Origin of the sequence: Nostoc sp., assembly GCF_036917435.1 — a bacterium.
Lineage (GTDB): Bacteria > Cyanobacteriota > Cyanobacteriia > Cyanobacteriales > Nostocaceae > Nostoc.
Genome location: NZ_JBALDM010000047.1, coordinates 53,454 through 71,865, shown reverse-complemented (window position 1 = coordinate 71,865; position 18,412 = coordinate 53,454). Strand labels below are relative to the sequence as shown.

The 18,412-nt window shown below is 42.1% G+C and carries 16 protein-coding genes and 1 riboswitch; of the genes, 9 read left to right on the top strand and 7 right to left on the bottom strand.

Annotated elements, in window-relative coordinates:
* Nucleotides 1-60: 60 nt before the first annotated feature.
* Nucleotides 61-2,049, top strand: a complete 1,989-nt coding sequence (locus V7K98_RS23345) for a S8 family serine peptidase (protein WP_335026161.1) — start codon at nt 61-63, stop codon at nt 2,047-2,049.
* A 305-nt stretch (nt 2,050-2,354) separates the two neighbouring features.
* Here V7K98_RS23345 and thiC read toward each other — a convergent pair whose 3' ends face one another.
* The 3 genes from thiC to V7K98_RS23330 form a co-directional block, all read right to left on the bottom strand.
* The gene (gene thiC, locus V7K98_RS23340; protein WP_335026159.1) at nt 2,355-3,728 is read right to left on the bottom strand and encodes a phosphomethylpyrimidine synthase; all 1,374 of its coding nucleotides are present in this window, start codon (nt 3,726-3,728) and stop codon (nt 2,355-2,357) included.
* A 7-nt stretch (nt 3,729-3,735) separates the two neighbouring features.
* Nucleotides 3,736-3,832: riboswitch (TPP riboswitch) on the bottom strand.
* A 261-nt stretch (nt 3,833-4,093) separates the two neighbouring features.
* Nucleotides 4,094-4,573 (bottom strand): beta-lactamase hydrolase domain-containing protein, encoded by a 480-nt coding sequence (locus V7K98_RS23335; RefSeq protein WP_335026157.1) that lies wholly within the window; start codon nt 4,571-4,573, stop codon nt 4,094-4,096.
* A 931-nt stretch (nt 4,574-5,504) separates the two neighbouring features.
* On the bottom strand, nt 5,505-5,726 hold the full coding sequence (locus V7K98_RS23330) for a DUF4327 family protein (RefSeq protein WP_335026155.1): 222 nt from the start codon (nt 5,724-5,726) through the stop codon (nt 5,505-5,507).
* Between the two features lie 296 nt (nt 5,727-6,022).
* Here V7K98_RS23330 and V7K98_RS23325 point away from each other — a divergent pair, with 296 nt between their 5' ends.
* The gene (locus V7K98_RS23325; RefSeq protein WP_335026153.1) at nt 6,023-7,255 is read left to right on the top strand and encodes a cysteine desulfurase-like protein; all 1,233 of its coding nucleotides are present in this window, start codon (nt 6,023-6,025) and stop codon (nt 7,253-7,255) included.
* Between the two features lie 81 nt (nt 7,256-7,336).
* Here V7K98_RS23325 and V7K98_RS23320 read toward each other — a convergent pair whose 3' ends face one another.
* A complete protein-coding gene (locus tag V7K98_RS23320; RefSeq protein WP_335026151.1) occupies nt 7,337-8,581 on the bottom strand; it encodes a molybdopterin molybdotransferase MoeA in 1,245 nt (414 codons plus the stop codon).
* 49 nt (nt 8,582-8,630) lie between these two features.
* A complete protein-coding gene (locus tag V7K98_RS23315) occupies nt 8,631-9,257 on the bottom strand; it encodes a PEP-CTERM sorting domain-containing protein (RefSeq protein ID WP_335026149.1) in 627 nt (208 codons plus the stop codon).
* 191 nt (nt 9,258-9,448) lie between these two features.
* On the opposite strand from V7K98_RS23315, the gene V7K98_RS23310 reads away from it, so the two are divergent.
* From V7K98_RS23310 to V7K98_RS23290, 5 genes are all read left to right on the top strand, one after another.
* A complete protein-coding gene (locus V7K98_RS23310) occupies nt 9,449-10,006 on the top strand; it encodes an RDD family protein (RefSeq protein WP_335026147.1) in 558 nt (185 codons plus the stop codon).
* Nucleotides 10,007-10,049: 43 nt separating this feature from the next.
* Complete coding sequence (gene rpmG / locus V7K98_RS23305; protein ID WP_196524501.1) at nt 10,050-10,244, top strand: 50S ribosomal protein L33; 195 nt, start codon at nt 10,050-10,052, stop codon at nt 10,242-10,244.
* A 2-nt stretch (nt 10,245-10,246) separates the two neighbouring features.
* A complete protein-coding gene (gene rpsR, locus V7K98_RS23300) occupies nt 10,247-10,462 on the top strand; it encodes a 30S ribosomal protein S18 (RefSeq protein ID WP_094333177.1) in 216 nt (71 codons plus the stop codon).
* A 119-nt stretch (nt 10,463-10,581) separates the two neighbouring features.
* Nucleotides 10,582-12,642: a ribonuclease catalytic domain-containing protein gene (locus V7K98_RS23295; protein ID WP_335026145.1), complete on the top strand. Its 2,061-nt coding sequence runs from the start codon at nt 10,582-10,584 to the stop codon at nt 12,640-12,642.
* Nucleotides 12,643-13,122: 480 nt separating this feature from the next.
* A complete protein-coding gene (locus tag V7K98_RS23290; RefSeq protein WP_335026144.1) occupies nt 13,123-13,275 on the top strand; it encodes a lmo0937 family membrane protein in 153 nt (50 codons plus the stop codon).
* 188 nt (nt 13,276-13,463) lie between these two features.
* Here the strand turns inward: V7K98_RS23290 and V7K98_RS23285 are convergent, their stop codons facing one another.
* Nucleotides 13,464-14,777 (bottom strand): GTPase family protein, encoded by a 1,314-nt coding sequence (locus V7K98_RS23285; RefSeq protein ID WP_335026142.1) that lies wholly within the window; start codon nt 14,775-14,777, stop codon nt 13,464-13,466.
* A 370-nt stretch (nt 14,778-15,147) separates the two neighbouring features.
* Between V7K98_RS23285 and V7K98_RS23280 the strand changes: the two genes are divergently transcribed.
* Nucleotides 15,148-15,405 carry a type II toxin-antitoxin system ParD family antitoxin gene (locus V7K98_RS23280; RefSeq protein ID WP_335026140.1) on the top strand — a complete coding sequence of 86 codons (258 nt, stop codon included), beginning with the start codon at nt 15,148-15,150 and terminating at the stop codon, nt 15,403-15,405.
* The gene (locus tag V7K98_RS23275; RefSeq protein ID WP_335026138.1) at nt 15,402-15,701 is read left to right on the top strand and encodes a type II toxin-antitoxin system RelE/ParE family toxin; all 300 of its coding nucleotides are present in this window, start codon (nt 15,402-15,404) and stop codon (nt 15,699-15,701) included. Before V7K98_RS23280 ends, V7K98_RS23275 begins: the two co-directional genes overlap by 4 nt.
* Nucleotides 15,702-15,726: 25 nt before the next feature.
* Here V7K98_RS23275 and V7K98_RS23270 read toward each other — a convergent pair whose 3' ends face one another.
* On the bottom strand, nt 15,727-18,363 hold the full coding sequence (locus tag V7K98_RS23270) for a hybrid sensor histidine kinase/response regulator (RefSeq protein ID WP_335026136.1): 2,637 nt from the start codon (nt 18,361-18,363) through the stop codon (nt 15,727-15,729).
* Between the last annotated feature and the right edge of the window lie 49 nt (nt 18,364-18,412).

Genomic DNA, 18,412 nt, shown 5'->3' with positions numbered 1-18,412 from the left:
GCTTAAAAAGTAATTCCAATTCCCAATTCCCCATTTTCAAAACATTTAGGAGATTAAAATATGGTTCAGGTTCGCTATGGTGGACAAAACGGTACACAGTATGAACTTGCTATCAGTGACGAACACGTTGTAGTGCGTACCGAAAGCCGCAGTACTATTGTCGGTGCAAGACCGTTTGAAGTCGCGCCTGTGTCACCCACGGCTCGTAACATCCTCAATCAATTCGAGTTAACAACGCGGTTTCGGCAAGCGGGTGTAGAAATTTTGCGTGCGAAAACTCCGAATCAAGGTGTCGCTCTGCGCGATCGCGCCCGTGATATTCTCAATCAAGAATCTGAAGTCCAATTTGCCGGACGTGTCCTCATCGATCCAGTGTCGAGTCAACCGATAATTTATACCGAAAACCTCTTCGTGAAATTCGATAACGAAGAAGAATCGAGCGTTTGCCAAGATGTCTTAGGACGTTACGGTTTAACAATTAAACGCCAACTTAATTACGCACGTAATGCTTATTTTGTCAATGCACCTGCAAATACTGGTATAGCTATCTTTGACATCGCCGAGAGACTTCTGAATGAAGAATCAGTAGAACTGTGCCATCCTGAATTAGTACGGGAATCACGCCAACGTCAGGTTTTCCCGCAGCAGTGGCACTTAAAGCAAACAACAATCAATGGTAAAGTAATTAACGCCCATGCCAACGTTGAGGCAGCTTGGAAATTAAGCGATGGCACAGGGGCAATTATTGCAATTATTGACGATGGTGTGGATCTCGAACATGAAGAATTCCGTTCCTCTGGAAAGATTGTCGCCCCGCGTGATGTCACACGTAAAAGTGACAACCCTAGACCCGGAAACGACAATAACCACGGTACAGCTTGTGCCGGAGTAGCTTGTGGAAACGGGAAATTTGGTGCATCTGGTGTAGCACCAGGTGCAAAACTAATGCCGATTCGTTTAGCTTCGTCATTGGGATCACAGGATGAAGCAGATGCTTTTATTTGGGCGGCTCAAAATGGCGCTGATGTCATTTCTTGTAGTTGGGGCCCAGCAGATGGTGTTTGGTTTGAGCCAAACGATCCTGTACACAAGCAAAAAGTACCTCTGCCTGATTCCACACGACTAGCTATGGACTTTGCAATCAATAAAGGACGCAACGGCAAGGGCTGTGTAATTTTATTCGCGGCTGGCAATGGTAACGAAAGCGTGGATAACGACGGCTACGCCAGCTACCAAAAGGTAATTGCAGTGGCAGCTTGTAACGACTTTGGCACGAGAAGCGCTTACAGCGACTTTGGTCAGGCGGTGTGGTGTGCCTTCCCCAGTAACAATGGTGATAGTTCTCAAACCCCAGGAATTTGGACAACCGATCGTTCTGGTGTCGTTGGTTATAATTCGCTTAATGTGAGTCTGGGTGATGCCGGAGGTAATTACACGAACGAATTCGGGGGAACTTCTAGTTCATGTCCAGGTGCGGCTGGGGTAGCAGCCTTGATTATTGCCAGAAATCCAAATCTGCGTTGGGACGAAGTACGAGATATTATAAAACGCTCTTGCGATCGCATCGACCAAGCTGGAGGTAAATATGATGCCAATGGTCGCAGCCCTTTTTACGGTTACGGTCGAATGAATGCTCTCAAAGCTGTAGAATTGGCCAAGCCGGCGCAAACATCGCCCATTACTATATTCAAGGCAGTGCAAGATATCCCCATTAACGACTTACAAACATCAACATTGTCGTTGGCGATCGCTAATACCAGTCTGATGAAGTCCATCAAAGTTAATGTAGACATCGAGCATACTTACATTGGCGATCTTGTCGTTACCCTCCTTCCTCCAGTGCAAATAGGCATACTTCCCATCATTCTGCACGATCGCCAAGGCGGAGCTACAGATAATATCAAAACAACTTATGACGAGGTAAACACCCCAAAACTTGCTGCTTTTAAAGGTAAAAATCCTCAAGGAACCTGGACACTTGAAGTTGCAGATAAAGCTAACGCAGATACAGGAAAGATTCGCAGCTTAACCATCGAAATTGGATTTTAAGCCAATAGACATCTCTGATAATGAATGTAGAGACATAGCAGTGCTACGTCTCTACAAGAGATATCTCCAGAAAAGATTTAGTTACCTTAAATTTACATATAAATATCACGGAAATTAAGCCTCTCTCCGCTTGTCTGACGACAGGCTAACGCCAACGGGGAGAGGTTTGGAGAGGGGTCTTAATTGATTTTTGGAGATGATTAGCTTGAATCTGGTAGGGTGCGTTATGGACGTTAATCCTAACGCACCGAAAATCTGGGATGGTGCGTTAGCCTACGGCATAACACACCCTACAAAACTATGCCTTAGCTTTGACTCACAGGCTCTTTTGCCAAGAACTTCTCCAATTCTGTCAGCGCATCAGCATCAACCTTAGTTTGCATTGGGCAGAACTTAGGCCCACACATCGAACAAAACTCAGCAGTTTTATAAATATCTGCTGGCAGAGTTTCATCGTGATATTCCTTAGCTCTTTCTGGATCGAGTGATAATTCAAACTGACGGTTCCAATCGAAGTTGTAACGCGCCTTGGAAAGTTCATCATCTCTATCCCTTGCACCGGGGCGATGTCTAGCAATATCAGCCGCATGAGCCGCTATTTTATAGGCAATCAATCCATTCCGTACATCTTCGGCATTTGGTAGACCCAAATGTTCTTTGGGTGTTACATAGCACAGCATTGCAGTACCGTACCATCCAGCCATTGCTGCTCCAATGGCTGAAGTAATATGGTCATAACCAGGAGCAATGTCTGTCACCAATGGCCCCAAAACATAGAAAGGTGCTTCAGAACACTCTTCCATCTGCTTACGGACATTGAACTCAATTTGATCCATCGGCACGTGTCCAGGCCCTTCCACCATCACCTGGATATCATCTTCCCAGGCTTTGCGAGTTAGTTGTCCCAGGGTTTTCAATTCAGCTAATTGTGCTTCATCTGAGGCATCATGGGTACAACCAGGACGCAGGGAATCTCCTAAACTGAAGGAGACATCGTACTTTTTGAAAATCTCAATAATATCTTGGAAGTGGGTATAAAGCGGGTTTTGTTTGTGGTGATGCAGCATCCACCGCGCCAAAATACCGCCACCGCGAGAGACAATACCTGTGAGCCGGTTTCTCACCAAAGGCAAATGCTCAATCAAAATTCCAGCGTGGATAGTTTGATAATCTACCCCTTGCTGGGCGTGTTTTTCGATGATATGGAGAAAATCATCAGCAGTCAGATTTTCGATTGTGCCGTGGACACTTTCTAAAGCTTGGTAAACAGGCACCGTACCAATAGGAATAGTTGAAGCCTTAATAATTGCGGTACGAATTTCATCCAAATTACCGCCACCTGTGGACAAATCCATCAGGGTATCAGCACCATACTTCACCGCTAGATTCAGCTTATCAATTTCTTCTTGAAGGTTAGAAGAGTTGGGGGAAGCGCCGATATTAGCATTTACCTTACATTTAGAGGCGATGCCAATAGCCATCGGCTCTAGATTAGTGTGATTAATATTAGCGGGGATAATCATTCGCCCCCGCGCCACTTCGTCACGAATGAGATCGGCAGGGAGATTTTCTCGTTGGGCGACGTAGTGCATTTCTTCGGTGATGACACCTTGGCGGGCGTAGTGCATTTGCGATACATTAACCTGCCCACGCCGTTTAGCAACCCATTCTGTCCGCATACTGTGATTCCTCTATAAACAGCTTCCCTCCGCTGGTATTACCCAGACTCAGGTGTTAAGGGTGTGATCTCAGCCTGGTTATGTAGGCACCCCTAGCATGGATGTAGTGTATCACTTTCGTTATCTCTGGGGGCAAGGGTGTTAACAATTTATGCTGTTTTTTCGGAGTCTGGCGATGTCTAGGACGGGTTGCGCCTACGCCTTTTCTGTTGCTGAGTTGCGCGAATTGTATCTGAGTAAAAGAAACCTCTCCCTGGTTTTACTACACAAAACCGTCCCTCTCCGAATCGGAGAGGGACAGACTTGAACGAAAGTTCAAGGCAGGGAGAGGTTTGTCAAACTCACGTTACCTGAGTAAATCTATTTCAGTAACTAGGTACGGCTACTTTCGCGTGTTTGCTAACGTAGTCCACAAATAATTGCTTCAGTCGGGGACTAATGCCAGCATGTTCAAAGAATCCAAACCCCAGATTCTTAGCTCTTGCTAAGGTTTCTTCTGGTGTTAATCCTTCTTGGATAGCGATACTTAACAGTGCAATTCCAGTCGATCGCATCCCGGCTGCACAATGCACAACTGCTGGTTTAGGAATTTCTTCGAGTGTCGTGAGGATTTTGGTAATGGCCTCTTCATTGAAATTTTTTAAATCTACCTTGAGTGGAACATTTGTATAATGCAGCCCTAATGCTTCCGCTACTTTTTGCTCATCCTTAGAAAATCCTAGCTCATCAGGCGATCGCAGATTTAGGATGGATTTAAAACCTTCTTGGATAGCTTGCTCAAGCTGTTTTGGTATGACTTGTCCTGTAGTTGTCAAGTTTTCGTTAATCTGTATGGCGTTGATCACATTCACTCCTTTTCACTTTTTAATAGCTTCCAGCTTCGTAAATACTCGAATTAGCAAGCTTTGAGAAGATTATTCAAATAAGCACAGCAAAATTAGCTAAATATCAAACGATATTGCTTGATTACTTCAAAATCTGCCTTTTGAAGCTGATTATTTTATTGCTTTATTCATAATATACGGTTTACCGATAGGATTACTGATGATTAGAAGTAATTATATTTTTTGCCGATCTGGTTGTATTAGCTTATATCTATTTATACGACAGTCAGACCTCTTGCACGAATAGTATATGTACGGAAAAATACAGCTAGAATAAGAGCAATGAGCCACGAACAAATAAAAAAACCTACCGCCACCATAATTTAAACGGCTATATTCCAAGACATAAGTTAAGTCGGCGTAAATAATTAAAGGTTTGTAGTGAGGGCTTCAGCCCTATCTACGAGACACTACGCGAACACTACGAACTAATTTCAATCAGGACTTACGCAAAAAAAAGTTCTTAAGTAGCGGTAATTCATGAATTACCGCTACGACAAATCAGGCTTTTGAGACATCAAACCTCACCCTCAATCCCTCTCCTTACTAAGGAGAGGGAAGCCGGAGGCAGGTTAAGAAGTAAAAAGTAAAAAGTAAAAAGATAATCCCCATAAATAAATTCAGGGGAAATGATTAAGGACGCATAAACAAGTAAAAAGATAAAAGTAAAAAGTAAAAAGAAAGATAAATTCAATATTTCTTTTGCCTTTTTACTTTTTACTTTTGCCTTGTTCGGTGAGGTTTTATATTTAATTTGACCCACTTACTTAATAATCTATTGTTGAAAACCCCCGATTTCATTCGAGGGTTTTAAATGCTGAAAAATGAATTTGTAATTTTGATTTTATTAATATATTACTCATCTATTACTTCTTATATATGATATGCAGCCTCAATCATCTTCCCAAGATTCGTGATTGAGTAAGTCGATGATTCTATCTCTGAGTAGAAATTCATTTTTTTCTAGCTCAAGTTCAAAATTAATCCAGTCACGATGAGGAATATATTTACACAGGGTATAAATTGCCTGCTGACGGTTAACAAGTCTCTTTTTAACAAGTTGAAGTGCTTCTTTCTTGATAACTTCGATGTCGTATTTAATCGTAGTGTTCATAGGTCGTTCCTTTATTTTCAATCAAGGAATTAAGAATCAAAACAATAATTTATTTGACTCTACCTTAAACTTATCAAATAAATTGGCGAGAATTGTGAAGAATCAAGACATTAACTCTTGCTGGAAGTTAGATATGTCAGTAAGATACTCTTTGGGTTCCCAAATATACATCTTATAGAGAGATTCTTGTAGAGCAGGAACGCTGTCACAACAAGCTTTAAACATCAAAGATGCTCTCTGGGCGACTTGCCAAAAGGTAGGTTAGGGTAAAGAACATTCTCTACAAAACTTATACTATGCTTTTGAATCTTGATAAAGTTCGTCAATATTTTCCCGCCCTCGCTGGTGAATGGACTTTTTTTGATAATGCTGGCGGATCGCAAACCTTGAAAAAGGTAGTAGATAGAATTAGCGAATTTCTCCTGAGTTCTGATGTCCAATTAGGAGCTTCTTATGCCGTTTCTGAACTTGCGGGAGAACGATTGGCTTTAGCAACTAGAGGAATGGCTACTTTCATTAATGCCAATTCTTCTAAAGAAATAGTTATGGGCCCATCTACGACAATGATGTTAAGAGTTCTCTCAATTTGTCTAAGTCAAACTTTTACACCTGGTGATGAGATTATTGTTACTAATTGTGACCATGAAGCAAATATTGGCGCTTGGGTTGCTTTAGAAAAACAAGGAATTAAGGTTAAAGTATGGCAAATTCGCCCAGATACCTTAGAACTTCATCTAGCAGATTTAGAAGTATTGATGAGTCATCGCACCAAACTAGTAACATTGACTCATGCTTCTAATGTTCTGGGAACCATCAACCCGATCAAAGAAATTGCTGCATTTGTACACGATCGCAACGCAATGATTTGTGTAGATGGTGTAGCTTATGCACCACATAGATTAGTTGATGTCCAAGATTTGGATGTTGATTTTTATACTTTGAGTTCTTACAAAGTTTACGGGCCACACCATGCCTTACTCTATGGCAAAGAAGAACATTTATTAAGATTACCTGGACTTAATCATTATTTTATTCAACAGACAGATATACCTTATAAATTTCAATTAGGTAATGTCAATTTTGAATTAAGTTATGGAATGTTAGGTTTATGCGATTATCTAAGTGAGTTAGCACAACTGCACTACGGCGATCAAGCTGCACCTGATTTGAGAGGTCAGATGGTGCAGGCATTTGATTTAATGAGCATACATGAAGAACATATTAGCGATCGCCTCCTAAACTACCTCAACAACAAGTCTAATGTGCGAGTGATTGGTCAACCAAAGGCTGACTGTCAATGCCGTGTACCGACTATATCTTTTGTCGTAGATGGAATGGATAGTTCAACCATTCCCGCAAAAATTGACCAGCATTACATTGGGATTCGCTACGGAGACTTTTATGCTAAACGGCTCATTGAATACCTGGGATTAGCCTCACAAGGTGGAATAGTCCGGGTGAGTATGGTACATTACAACACCCTTGAAGAAGTTAACAACTTGATTGAGGCTTTTGAGCAGATATTTTAAGATTGGGCATTGGGGATTGGGCATTGGGCATGGGGCATTCACCTTGTCTGTCTTGTCAGTATATTCCCCATGCCCCATTCCCTAATATTTATTAACAAGCTGCAAAATTTGCACCTCTTCTTGTGGGGAAATTAATGTTTTACCCACTGGGAGAACAGCTAAGGCATTGGTTTGAGCTAAATTAATTAAATTGCCAGAACTGTGACTACCACAGGCTTTGTGAAATTCGTAAACACCATTAATTAAATGCAATTTACCCCAAAGGTAAATTTCTCGCTTGCCATCCGATCGCAACTCATCATGCGATCGCACTTTCAAAAATACTGGCTCCCAACCTTCAGTAATTCCCGAAATTTTCTTAATCGCTGGTAGCACAAATCGCCAAAATGTCACCAACACAGCCGCAGGGTTTCCTGGTAAACCAAAATAGAGGGCTGAGTTTTGAGTGGGGAAAGTGGCGACGGTGAGAGGTTTACCTGGCTTCATTTCCACAGAGCGAATGTGGATTTTTGCGCTTAGGGACTGTAAAATTTTTTCAACATAATCATAATCTCCTACTGAGACACCACCAGAAGAGAGAACTATATCAGCGATCGCAACTGCATGGGCAATAACTTTCTCCAGAACAACTGGATCGTCTTTCACAATCCCTAACAGTAATGGTTCTGCACCACTCTCCTTTACCAAAGCTGCGATCGCATACTGATTAGAATCCACAATTTGCCCTGGTTGCAATGGTTGATCGATTGGTACTAACTCATCACCAGTCGAAAAAATTGCCACACGTGGACGGCGGTAAACACTTAATTGCGGACATTGTGCTGCCGCCAATATAGCAATTTCTGAAGCATTTAACTTAATTCCGGCTGGTAATAGTTGTGTTCCAGCTTGGTAAAAAGATGCTTTGTGTCTGACAAATTCTTGCGGTTTTGGTGCAGCCAGGATATACACGCGATTTTCATCCCGGCGTGTCCTCTCTTGCATAATTACAGTATCCGCACCTGCTGGAATCACCGCACCCGTGAAAATCCGCGCGGCTTCTCCTGGTTGAATCGTAGACTTTGTTTGGTAGCCAGCCGGAATATCTTCAACAATTTCTAAAACGGCGGGTTGTTCGGCGCTAGAGTGCTGCACATCTTCGTAACGAACTGCGTAACCATCCATTGCCGAATTATCCCAATGGGGAAAATCTAACGGACTGGTGACAGGCGTTGCTAAAATCCGGCTATCAGCTGCCAATAAATTTACAACTTCTGTATCCTGTTGACGATCCAACGGTTGGACTAAATTTAAAATAATTGCTTGTGCATCGCTGACTGATACCATAGCGATCGCCTCCAACTTTTTACTTCATCCCTGTAAAGTAACACTGAGTCTACTCTTGGTTAGCTTTGCCTAGATTTTTATAAGCGGTAAATCCTAGACTACATACCGCTAGTAAACCGATAATTATGCTTCCTTCGGGGACTTTGGATACCTGAACGGAATTGTTACTTAAATCTAGTATTTGCTTTGTGCCTGCTGCATTTCTATTGTTAAAACCAAATTCTTTAGCTAGAACCTCATCACTAAAACCTTCGTCTATAAGTGCGAGATTATTATTAAGCCATGTGTCGCCAGGAAGTTCATCATCCTTGCCAACATCAAAGGGGCCAAAGATTTGCTCTTTAGTGTTATCAAAGTTAAATCTCAAAAAGCTGTAGTTAGACACACCACTAACCACTGGAGTAAAACTATTTATGAGAGTACTCAATGGATCAAAAAACAAAACTGAGAGAGACTGCAAGTTGTTCGTAGTTCCCAAACCTGCTTCCGAAATTACGCTGGGAGCGGTTGTTGTATCGTAGTTAAATGAACCTTTAGCTGAATAACCTGTGTCTCCCTTCCAGCTAAAGTTGAATTCAGCAGCATCAGCTAGGTTGTGAGTGCTTATAGCGATCGCTAACACTAAAGCCATAGTCGCCACCATCCTAATAGCTTTTTTAGTAAACAGACGTGTCATAGATACAACTTCCAAATAGTTTTTACAACAATACAATACTTCTCAAAAACAGACTCTTGTGGGTTGGGCAAGATCAGGGCGCTAGATTATGGAACAACAGAGTTTAAACGCCAAACCCAAGTCATCACTTTAATATAAAAAACAGGAGCAATCATTATTCTCCAACCCCTAAATAAAAATACCTATTTTGTATGACTATCGAACGACTTCCCCAAAAACACTATCCCAAGGCTGAAATTGGGCGGCGAGGTATGGCATTAGGACTTGATTTCCTTGGTGTCTGGTTAGTCAGTTCCCTACTGGGAGGCGGCGATATTGGGATTCAATTTTTGCAAATCCTAGTTTTTGTGATATTTTGGCTGATTTTACGGGTTGTAGTGCCATACAACAATCAAGGGCAAAGTTTAGGGCGTTGGGCATTCGATTTAAAGGTGTTGGAAGTAGAAGACGGGGAAGTAGTGGGCAGAATCCCAGATTTGCCTTCATTGGTGAAGCGAGAAGCGATTATCGGCTTGGGTGCGCTTCTAGTGTCAATTGCCCTGAGCAATATTAGAGCCAATCCCACTGCTATACTGCTAGTACTTCCCCTAGCAATTGATTGTGGAACTGCCCTTTCTGATACCCAGATGCGGCAGGCTTTACACGATCGCTATTGTGGAACTTTCATCGTCTCGTCGCGTCGTGGCTACTCACTTGATATAAAAGTTAAAAGATTAGTTGAAAATATGCGGCGGAATGTGAGAAGATAGTCATTTGTGTTAAATCTCTTCAGGCTCCACTGTTTGTAAGATTATGGCTAAGAGTAAAGGTGCCCGCATTATTGTGACACTAGAGTGTACCGAGTGCCGGACAAATTCAAATAAGCGTTCTGCTGGTGTTTCCCGTTATACCAGCACTAAGAATCGCCGCAACACGACTAACCGGCTAGAACTGAAAAAGTTCTGCACCCACTGCAACAAACATACCGTTCACAAGGAAATTAAGTAGAGATGAGTTATTTCCGTCGTCGTCTTTCTCCGATCAAGCCAGGAGATCCAATCGATTATAAAGATGTTGATTTATTACGTAAGTTTGTCACCGAGCGGGGTAAAATACTCCCACGTCGGATTACTGGGCTTACGTCTCAGCAACAGCGAGAGTTGACATTAGCAATTAAACGTTCGCGGATTGTGGCCTTGTTGCCATTTATCAATGCGGAAGGCTAAAAAGAGTGATGAGTTATGAGTGATGAGTGCTGAGTTAAGAATCAAAACTCCTAACTCCTAACTCCTACTCCTAACTTGAAACTATTTAAACTGTTCACCAAAATTAAAGTGCGAGAGTTGTGGAGAAGGGGACGCTAGTTGAATTTAGGGTTCAAGGCGATCGCCGTCTGGGGATCGTAGAACGCCCAGACGGTAAAACCCGCTGGTTTGTGGTAGACGACCGTGGTCAATCCCACAGCCTCGCGCCTAGACAAATAACTTATACAGTTACCGGACAGACCTACAAGCCGTCTGAGATTGCCAGCTTTTTAGAGCAAGTCAATCCTTACTTAGATCCATCTAGCTTAGAGGTAGCTTGGGAAATATTGGTTGAAGATGGGGAAACTGTCACCCCAGACCAAATGGCGAATCTGCTATTTTCTGAATCAGCCGCCCCTCATTGTTACGCCGCCTATTGCTTGTTATCCGACGACAAACTTTATTTCAAGCAAAAAGGAGACGCTTACGAGCCGCGAACTGCTGCTCAGGTGGCAGAACGCCAGCACCAGGTGGAAGTAGAGGCACTAAAAGCTAAGGGACAGCAGGAATTTTTAACTCGTGTAGAGCAGGCGCTCAAAGGTGAAGCAGTAGAATGGCAGCGTCACGATCGCCAGCGCCTAGAAGGACTCGAAAAATACGCAGCGTTGCTTGCTGACACAGTGCGGACGGGAGTTAATTATGACTCCTTAGCTCGCGCTTATCCGCCCAGCGCTCCAGTATTAGAAACGATGACCATGCTGGGACGACCCACAACGCCCCAAGGAGCCTTTCAACTATTAGTAGATTTAGGTTGCTGGAGTCCTTATGAAAACTTGTTCCTGCGTCGTTCTTCAATTCCGATTCAATTTCCTAATAAGGTATTAGAAGTGGCGCAACAGCGTTTGGATTTCCCGCCGATTGACTCAGATACAAACCGCCTTGATCTGACTCACCTAAAGGTCTACACCATTGATGATGAAACTACCACAGAGATTGACGATGGTCTAAGTTGGGAAGTCATGCCCGATGGACGGGAGCGCCTGTGGGTGCATATTGCCGATCCGACTAGATGGTTAGTGCCGGAAGGTGAATTAGATTTAGAAGCCAGAAAGCGGGGTAGTACAGTCTACTTACCTACAGGGATGATTCCCATGTTCCCAGAGGTATTGGCAACTGGGCCAATGAGTCTAATTCAGGGAAGGGTTTGTTGCGCCCTCAGTTTCGGAATTGTTTTAGATACAACTGGGGGAGTAGAAGATTACAGCATTCATACCAGTTCTATTAAGCCGACTTATCGCCTCACCTACGAAGATGTAGATGAAATGCTGCAATTACGAGTACAGGCAGAACCAGAAATTGCTGCGATCGCAACTTGGGCACGAAAACGCAAAACTTGGCGTTATGCTCAAGGGGCAATTAGTATCACAATGCCCGAAGCAACGATCAAAGTCAAAGGTGAAGAGATCCACATTGACATTTTGGACGATTCCCCATCACGGCAAGTAGTCGCAGAAATGATGATTGTTGCCGGTGAAGTTGCGGCTCGTTATGGTAAAACTCATAACATACCTTTGCCCTTTCGCGGTCAGCCGCAACCAGAATTACCTCCAGATGAGGAATTATTGCTACTTCCGGCCGGATTCGTTCGCGCTTGCGCCATGCGTCGTTGTATGCCCAAGAGTGAAATGAGCATTACGCCTTTGCGCCATGCTGGTTTGGGCTTGGATACCTACACTCAAGCAACCTCTCCCATCCGCCGCTACAGTGACTTACTTACCCACTTCCAACTTAAAGCCCATTTGCGCGGTGAAGTTCTGCCATTTTCCGCAGATCAACTTAAAGAAGTGATGATGAATGTCAGCAGCATCACCCAAGAGGTGACGATGGTAGAACGGCAAACTAATAGATATTATGCTCTAGAGTATTTACGCCGCCATCCAGAGGAAACTTGGGAGGTAACAGTATTGATGTGGCTGCGAGAAGACAGCAATTTAGCCCTAATTTTGATAGAAGATTTAGGCTTGCAGTTACCAATGGTTTTCAAACGTTCTGTGAATTTGGGCGAACAGATATTGGTAAAAGTTAGCCACGCCGATCCGCAAAAAGATATGATCCAGTTTCAAGAAATAGTTTATCAAGAAGCCCAAACAGCTGCAAATTAATTCGTAATAGAGCCTCCGGCACGTTCCGCGTTAAGCGAAGCTATGCCGCAGGCTTTACGTAATTCAATTATGAATTACGAATAGCGCGACCACTAGATAGATGAATTACAGCGTATTGCAGGTAAATGAAGTACACGGGTAGGGGCACAACATGTTGTGCCCCTACGATGATCTGTATCTCACCAAGTTGTAATCTGCTGTATATTTATAGACCTATAGGAATCCGGTTTGATTTCTGAAAATATCCGTAGGATGTGAGCGCGGAGAGTACGGCATTAAACCCTTGATAATAGTGCGTTACGAACTCCGTTCTAACACACTCTAGAATACTGTTCTTATCTAAAAGAATAAAGACTTGCGTATTATTTCTCTAGATAGATGAATTATATTTATAAACCTATCTCAAGACAAATAGAATAAATGCAAGTGAGATGATAAAGTCTTTTAACAAAGAAAAATCACTTGATCGAGAGTAAATATATGTTTAGCATACTTTGGGGTATTGTTGTTGTACTGGTTGCTTTTTGGGCATTAGGATTGGTATTTCATATTGCGGGAAGTTTAATTCATGCAGTATTGCTTTTAGCTATTGGGCTTGCAATTTACAATTTTTTAAAGGGACGTGATGTGTAAATGAATCAGTCATGAGAATCCAAATCTAGTATTCAGATACGAAATGAGTTTTCTGGATCGCTTTAAGATGCAATTTGTATATTTGAGTAATAGTAATTATGCAAAATTCGCTAAAAAAGTCTTTGGTGATAACTCAATAATATTCACTGGATAATAGTGATTGTGACATTTGCGGTAATTTCTAAGGCTTAACGTTTAATTCCCTTAAAACGTTCTTGCGCCGCCTGAAATGCTTCTTGCATTACCAACTGAATTCTTTGGGGATCGGGTTTCTTTCCTCCCATTAAATCACCAAAGTAAACGCAGGCTGCTTCTCCTAGCGCCCAGGTGTAGGCAGCTGCCCAAGACGCTGCGATCGCACTTCCAAAACCTGGTATAAATTTAATTAACTCCCGTGCAATGGCTTGTGCTACAAAACCACCTGCGATCGCACTCACAACACCCCCCGCCTGTGATGGTGTAATTGTCTGTCCATATAATTTACCCAACAGACCCACCATTGATACTTGTAAGGCAGTGAGTACTGGCATTGTAGCAAAGGGCAAAGGTACAGCCGCTAGGGTGGCAGACATAATCGCAAATGGCAAAATATAACGGCGTGCAGCATCTCGGTAAAGATTACCAAGTTGCTTGCCAGCTTCTTCTTGGTCTAATAATTGATAAATCGCCTGCGCTTCTGCTTGTGGGAGTAGCTCTGCTAATGAATCTCGCAGTGCTTCTAAGCCATAAAATACCGGATTATAGCCATCTTCTTCTAGGGTAAAGTCAATAAGTACCGAGCGGTCAGTTATCCCTGCAAAGGCTTGTTGCATTGCGGCGAATGCGCGGTTGACTTCTTCATAGTCTGGTGGATAGCTAGGATGATCGATACTATCGAGAGGATAAAGTTCATGCAAGCAGGTAACTACTAGCAGACAGGGAATATTTGGATATTTTTGGCGTAACTGTTGAGCAATTTGTCGGAGTGTCTCAGTTGCAAAATCATTGATTTTGACCGTTAAAAGGAGAATTCTGGCGGAACGAGTTTCCTTTTGTAAATCGCCAACTAACTCTTGAATGATTGTTTGGGTATCTTGGTTAACATCGCCTAGCCCCACCGTATCAGTAAAAACTAGTAACGGCAGGTCATTAGAAGGATAGGCATAGCGCTGGGTGTGTTGCGTGTGGGGACGAAATCCTTGACCGATAATCTCAGCCGAAACTCCTGTCAATCCCCGGACAATGGAACTTTTTCCGGCTTGGGGTTTACCAATTAGCAGTGCTTCTGTGGTTGGTAGTTCGGCTCGGATTTTCTCTAAAATCTCTGCAACTTGAGTTTCGCTCACACTAAACCATTCAACAACTGTTTGTGCCACTTGTTCTACAGGTAACACTTGGGTGAAACGTGTTGTTGCTTTGTTCCAGACATCACCAATGCGATTTTTCCAGGAATTATTGACCGACTTGGTAGTTGTTCCATCAGTCGGTTTACTCAATTGCTGAGAATCATCTTGCTCAGTCATTTTCCTTAAAACGGTAGATACCTTTTAATTCAGCACACTTCATTGTGTTTAAATTGAAATTATTGATCTAGAAAATTCTTTTAATAATCTTATAGCGATTCTCAAAGGGATAACCAGTACCGTTAGTAGTGTATAAATCTGGGCGATCGTCTTTTTTGATTATCTTTACCGTCTTGGCTTCTCACTCTACCCATATTTTAAATAATACACTGACTCAAAAGTATTTATCATCACAAATCGTCAACCATGAGAGAGATGTTATTCTAATGTTCGGCTTGCTTTCCCTAATTAACATAACCAGAGAATTGCAGAGAATGTAGCGCTGTTGTTAAAACAAAGTTAATGCATCCATTTTTTTGAGGAACAAGTTATGAATATCACACTCAAGTCAGAAATAGAGCAGTTTATTCAAGCGCAAATTGCAAGTGGTAGATTTGCTAGTGCAGAGGATGTGATAAATGAAGCTTTTAAGTTGCTTCAAGAAAGAGAACAGCGAATTGAAGAATTACGCCAAAAAATTGCAGTGGGAACTAAACAAATCGCTAATGAGCAATTAACTGATGGTGAAGTTGTTTTCGCTAGACTTCAAGAAAAAATCCGAAAAATTGCTGAGGAGTCTGAAGAATGAGTAGTTATTCATTTTCAGATGAGGCAATTCAAGATTTAGATGAAATTTGTGAATATATTGCTCACATTAACCCAAAAGCAGCCAGTAAGCTTTTTGATGATATTCGTAACAAGTGTAAGTTAGTAGCAGGTTTTCCTAGTATGGGGAAAAGTTACGGAAGACTTGTAACAAATTTGCGCGGTTTTGTTGTAGATGATTACATTATATTTTACTATCCCAGCGAGGATGGAATTCTTGTAACTCGTGTTTTCAATGGTTATAGAGATTTAGAATCTTTGTTTGAAGATAAGGAATAAATTTTTGACTTTGCTCCTCGGATGTTTACCTAGATGGTTTTGGTTCAATCAAATTAACGATCGCTTTCACCAATACATCTGGATCTACTGGTTTAGAGATATGCATTTGAAATCCGGCTGCTAATGCTTGCTGCTGATTCATTTCACCTGCATAGGCTGTGAGAGCGATCGCGGGTACATGTCCTCCTTGCCCTGGCGATCGCGATCGCACTTCCCGCATCAGCATGTAACCGTCTGTTTTTGGCATTCCAATATCGCTGATTAAAACGTCTGGTATCGATTCAGACAGTGCCTGTAATGCTTCCTGCGCTGAGGATACGGCGGTTACTTCTACACCGTAGTCTTGCAAAATGAAGCATACTAAGTCGCGGATATCTGGTTCATCGTCTACAACTAAAACTTGAATGTCCGAAAGAAGTGAAGATTCAGGGTGACAATTTAAAGACTCATTCTCCTCATGTCTAACCTGTTCGCTTCTCACCAAAAGCGGTAACTCAACACTGAAAGTTGCACCCAATCCTTCTCCAGGACTTTCGGCTTGAACTGTTCCCCCATGCATTTCTACAACATTACGCACGATCGCTAATCCTAAACCTAGTCCGCCAAATACCCGGGTAGTTGTGCCATCAGCTTGGCGAAAGTAATCAAACACATAAGGCAAAAAGTCTGGGTTAATTCCCTTACCTGTATCGCTGACTTGAATTTGCATCTGATTACCAGCTTCCATGAGTCGAATCTCTACCCGTCCTCCTGCTGGTGTAAATTTTACCGCATTAGAAACCAGGTTCCACACAACTTGCTGGAGTCGATTTGGATCGCCCATAACTTGCCCTATATTGGCATCAAATATGGTCTTAATTTGAATGGAATTAGTTTCGGCTGCTAGTCGTACCGTTTCTACTGCTGCTTCAACTACCATTACCAAACTCACTGGACAGATATTTAAGTTTAATTTTCCTTGAAGGATGCGAGACACATCCAACAAATCTTCAATTAGCTGGGTTTGTAATTTGGCGTTGCGTTCAATGGTTTCTAAGGCGCGATGAGTGGTTTGTTCATCAAACTTGCGAGTCCGCAAGATTTTTGACCATCCCAGGATCGGGTTCAGTGGAGTTCGCAGTTCATGGGAGAGAACCGCCAAAAATTCATCTTTAATTTTGTTGGCGATCTCTGCTTGTTGGCGTGCTGTTCTTTCGCATTCAAGGAGGCGATCGCATTCTTTTTCAGCCAATTTGCGATTGGTAATATCTAGTATAAAAGCAACACCGTTGTCTTGGGAGTCATTCAGCAAGGCTACCCCCAAAACAATTGGTACTCGTTTTCCGTTGCGATGGATAAACTCTTTCTCGTAAATTTTGGAAACTCCAGTGCTTTGCACCTCTAAAATGGCGCGATCGTCTAAATGCTGATACTCAATCGGGGTGAGTTCTCGCCAATTAATTTTACCTAAAGTGGCAAACTCTTCATAAGTGTAACCAGCTAATTGAAGAAAGGCATCATTGGCATCAATCACAAAGCCGTCCACATTCCAAAAAGCGACCCCGATTAGGTTAGACTCAAACAAACGCCGAAATCTTGCTTCACTTTCGCGTAACAATTTTTCTGCGCGTTTGTGTTCGGTAATATCACGAGAAACAATAATTACGCCTTCAATATTTTGGTCGAAATTCCGTAATGCGGTAAGAATGTATTCATAATAATGCACCCCATCAGTAGTTACATATTTACACTCATCTTTGATTGGCTGTCCAGTTTTCATGACAGCTTCTCGTTGATTATCTACCTGTTCTACTAAGTCTGTAGGTAAATCCAGTTCTTGCAAAGTTTTTCCAATAATATCCTGGGGTTGAAAACCTAATATAATAGCTGCATCATGACTCACATATTCATAGCAACCTTTGCGATCAAAGATGTAAATATGATCGACTGAGGCGGTGAGGATGGCATTTAAAATATTTGCCTGTTCTTGAACTTGGGTTGTTAGTTCACGAGTACTTTCTACTGCCTGTTTGCACACAGTAGTTTCCATACAAACGCCAATCATCCGCAGGGCTTTTCCCCGTTCATCATAGATAAATTTTCCCTTGGCAGAAATCCAATGTACACTTTGGTCTGAGCGAACTATCCGAAATTCATCGTTGTAATCGGTTTTTTGTGCCAAGGCATGGCCAATCCTTTGCATTACAGATTGCTTATCTTCAGGATAAACGCACTTCTGAAACGTCTCATAAGGCCCATCAAAACTATTTGGAATTACACCAAAAAGCAGTTCATAATTTTCAGACCAGATGACTTGATTGGTAATAATGTTCCAATCCCACAAGCCCATTTGGGAAACATCTAAAACTAACCTTAGCCGTTCCTCACTCTCTTTTAAAATTACCTCTAATTGTTGCCGCTTAGTAATTTCTTCTTGGAGTTGCTGCAATGCTACATCTTTTGAAGCATTTAAAGCTGGAGATTTCCCTTGTTGAAGATTGTATTCTATGTCATGCTCGACAACTTGAATATGGGAGTTTTGTGTCGCTATTGCTAGTTGTTCCTCAAGTGCTGCTTGCCTTTGCTGATAAAATATTTCTGATTGCTCTAACTCAGCTACACGCTGTCGCAAAACTGCTAATTCATCAGTAAATTTAGAGGTAATTTTATCAACATTTTGCATTTTAACACACTATTTATAACTAAATAACACCGACTTCAAAAGTAGGTAG

What these genes read in the sequence shown, in the direction of transcription:
- rpsR (WP_094333177.1), top strand. Translation starts at nt 10,247, where the DNA reads ATGAGTTATTTCCGTCGTCGTCTTTCTCCGATCAAGCCAGGAGATCCA.
- thiC (WP_335026159.1), bottom strand. Translation starts at nt 3,728, where the DNA reads ATGCGGACAGAATGGGTTGCTAAACGGCGTGGGCAGGTTAATGTATCG.
- V7K98_RS23285 (WP_335026142.1), bottom strand. Translation starts at nt 14,777, where the DNA reads ATGACTGAGCAAGATGATTCTCAGCAATTGAGTAAACCGACTGATGGA.
- V7K98_RS23320 (WP_335026151.1), bottom strand. Translation starts at nt 8,581, where the DNA reads ATGGTATCAGTCAGCGATGCACAAGCAATTATTTTAAATTTAGTCCAA.
- V7K98_RS23280 (WP_335026140.1), top strand. Translation starts at nt 15,148, where the DNA reads ATGAATATCACACTCAAGTCAGAAATAGAGCAGTTTATTCAAGCGCAA.
- V7K98_RS23310 (WP_335026147.1), top strand. Translation starts at nt 9,449, where the DNA reads ATGACTATCGAACGACTTCCCCAAAAACACTATCCCAAGGCTGAAATT.
- V7K98_RS23325 (WP_335026153.1), top strand. Translation starts at nt 6,023, where the DNA reads ATGCTTTTGAATCTTGATAAAGTTCGTCAATATTTTCCCGCCCTCGCT.
- V7K98_RS23275 (WP_335026138.1), top strand. Translation starts at nt 15,402, where the DNA reads ATGAGTAGTTATTCATTTTCAGATGAGGCAATTCAAGATTTAGATGAA.
- rpmG (WP_196524501.1), top strand. Translation starts at nt 10,050, where the DNA reads ATGGCTAAGAGTAAAGGTGCCCGCATTATTGTGACACTAGAGTGTACC.
- V7K98_RS23270 (WP_335026136.1), bottom strand. Translation starts at nt 18,363, where the DNA reads ATGCAAAATGTTGATAAAATTACCTCTAAATTTACTGATGAATTAGCA.
- V7K98_RS23315 (WP_335026149.1), bottom strand. Translation starts at nt 9,257, where the DNA reads ATGACACGTCTGTTTACTAAAAAAGCTATTAGGATGGTGGCGACTATG.
- V7K98_RS23290 (WP_335026144.1), top strand. Translation starts at nt 13,123, where the DNA reads ATGTTTAGCATACTTTGGGGTATTGTTGTTGTACTGGTTGCTTTTTGG.
- V7K98_RS23330 (WP_335026155.1), bottom strand. Translation starts at nt 5,726, where the DNA reads ATGAACACTACGATTAAATACGACATCGAAGTTATCAAGAAAGAAGCA.
- V7K98_RS23345 (WP_335026161.1), top strand. Translation starts at nt 61, where the DNA reads ATGGTTCAGGTTCGCTATGGTGGACAAAACGGTACACAGTATGAACTT.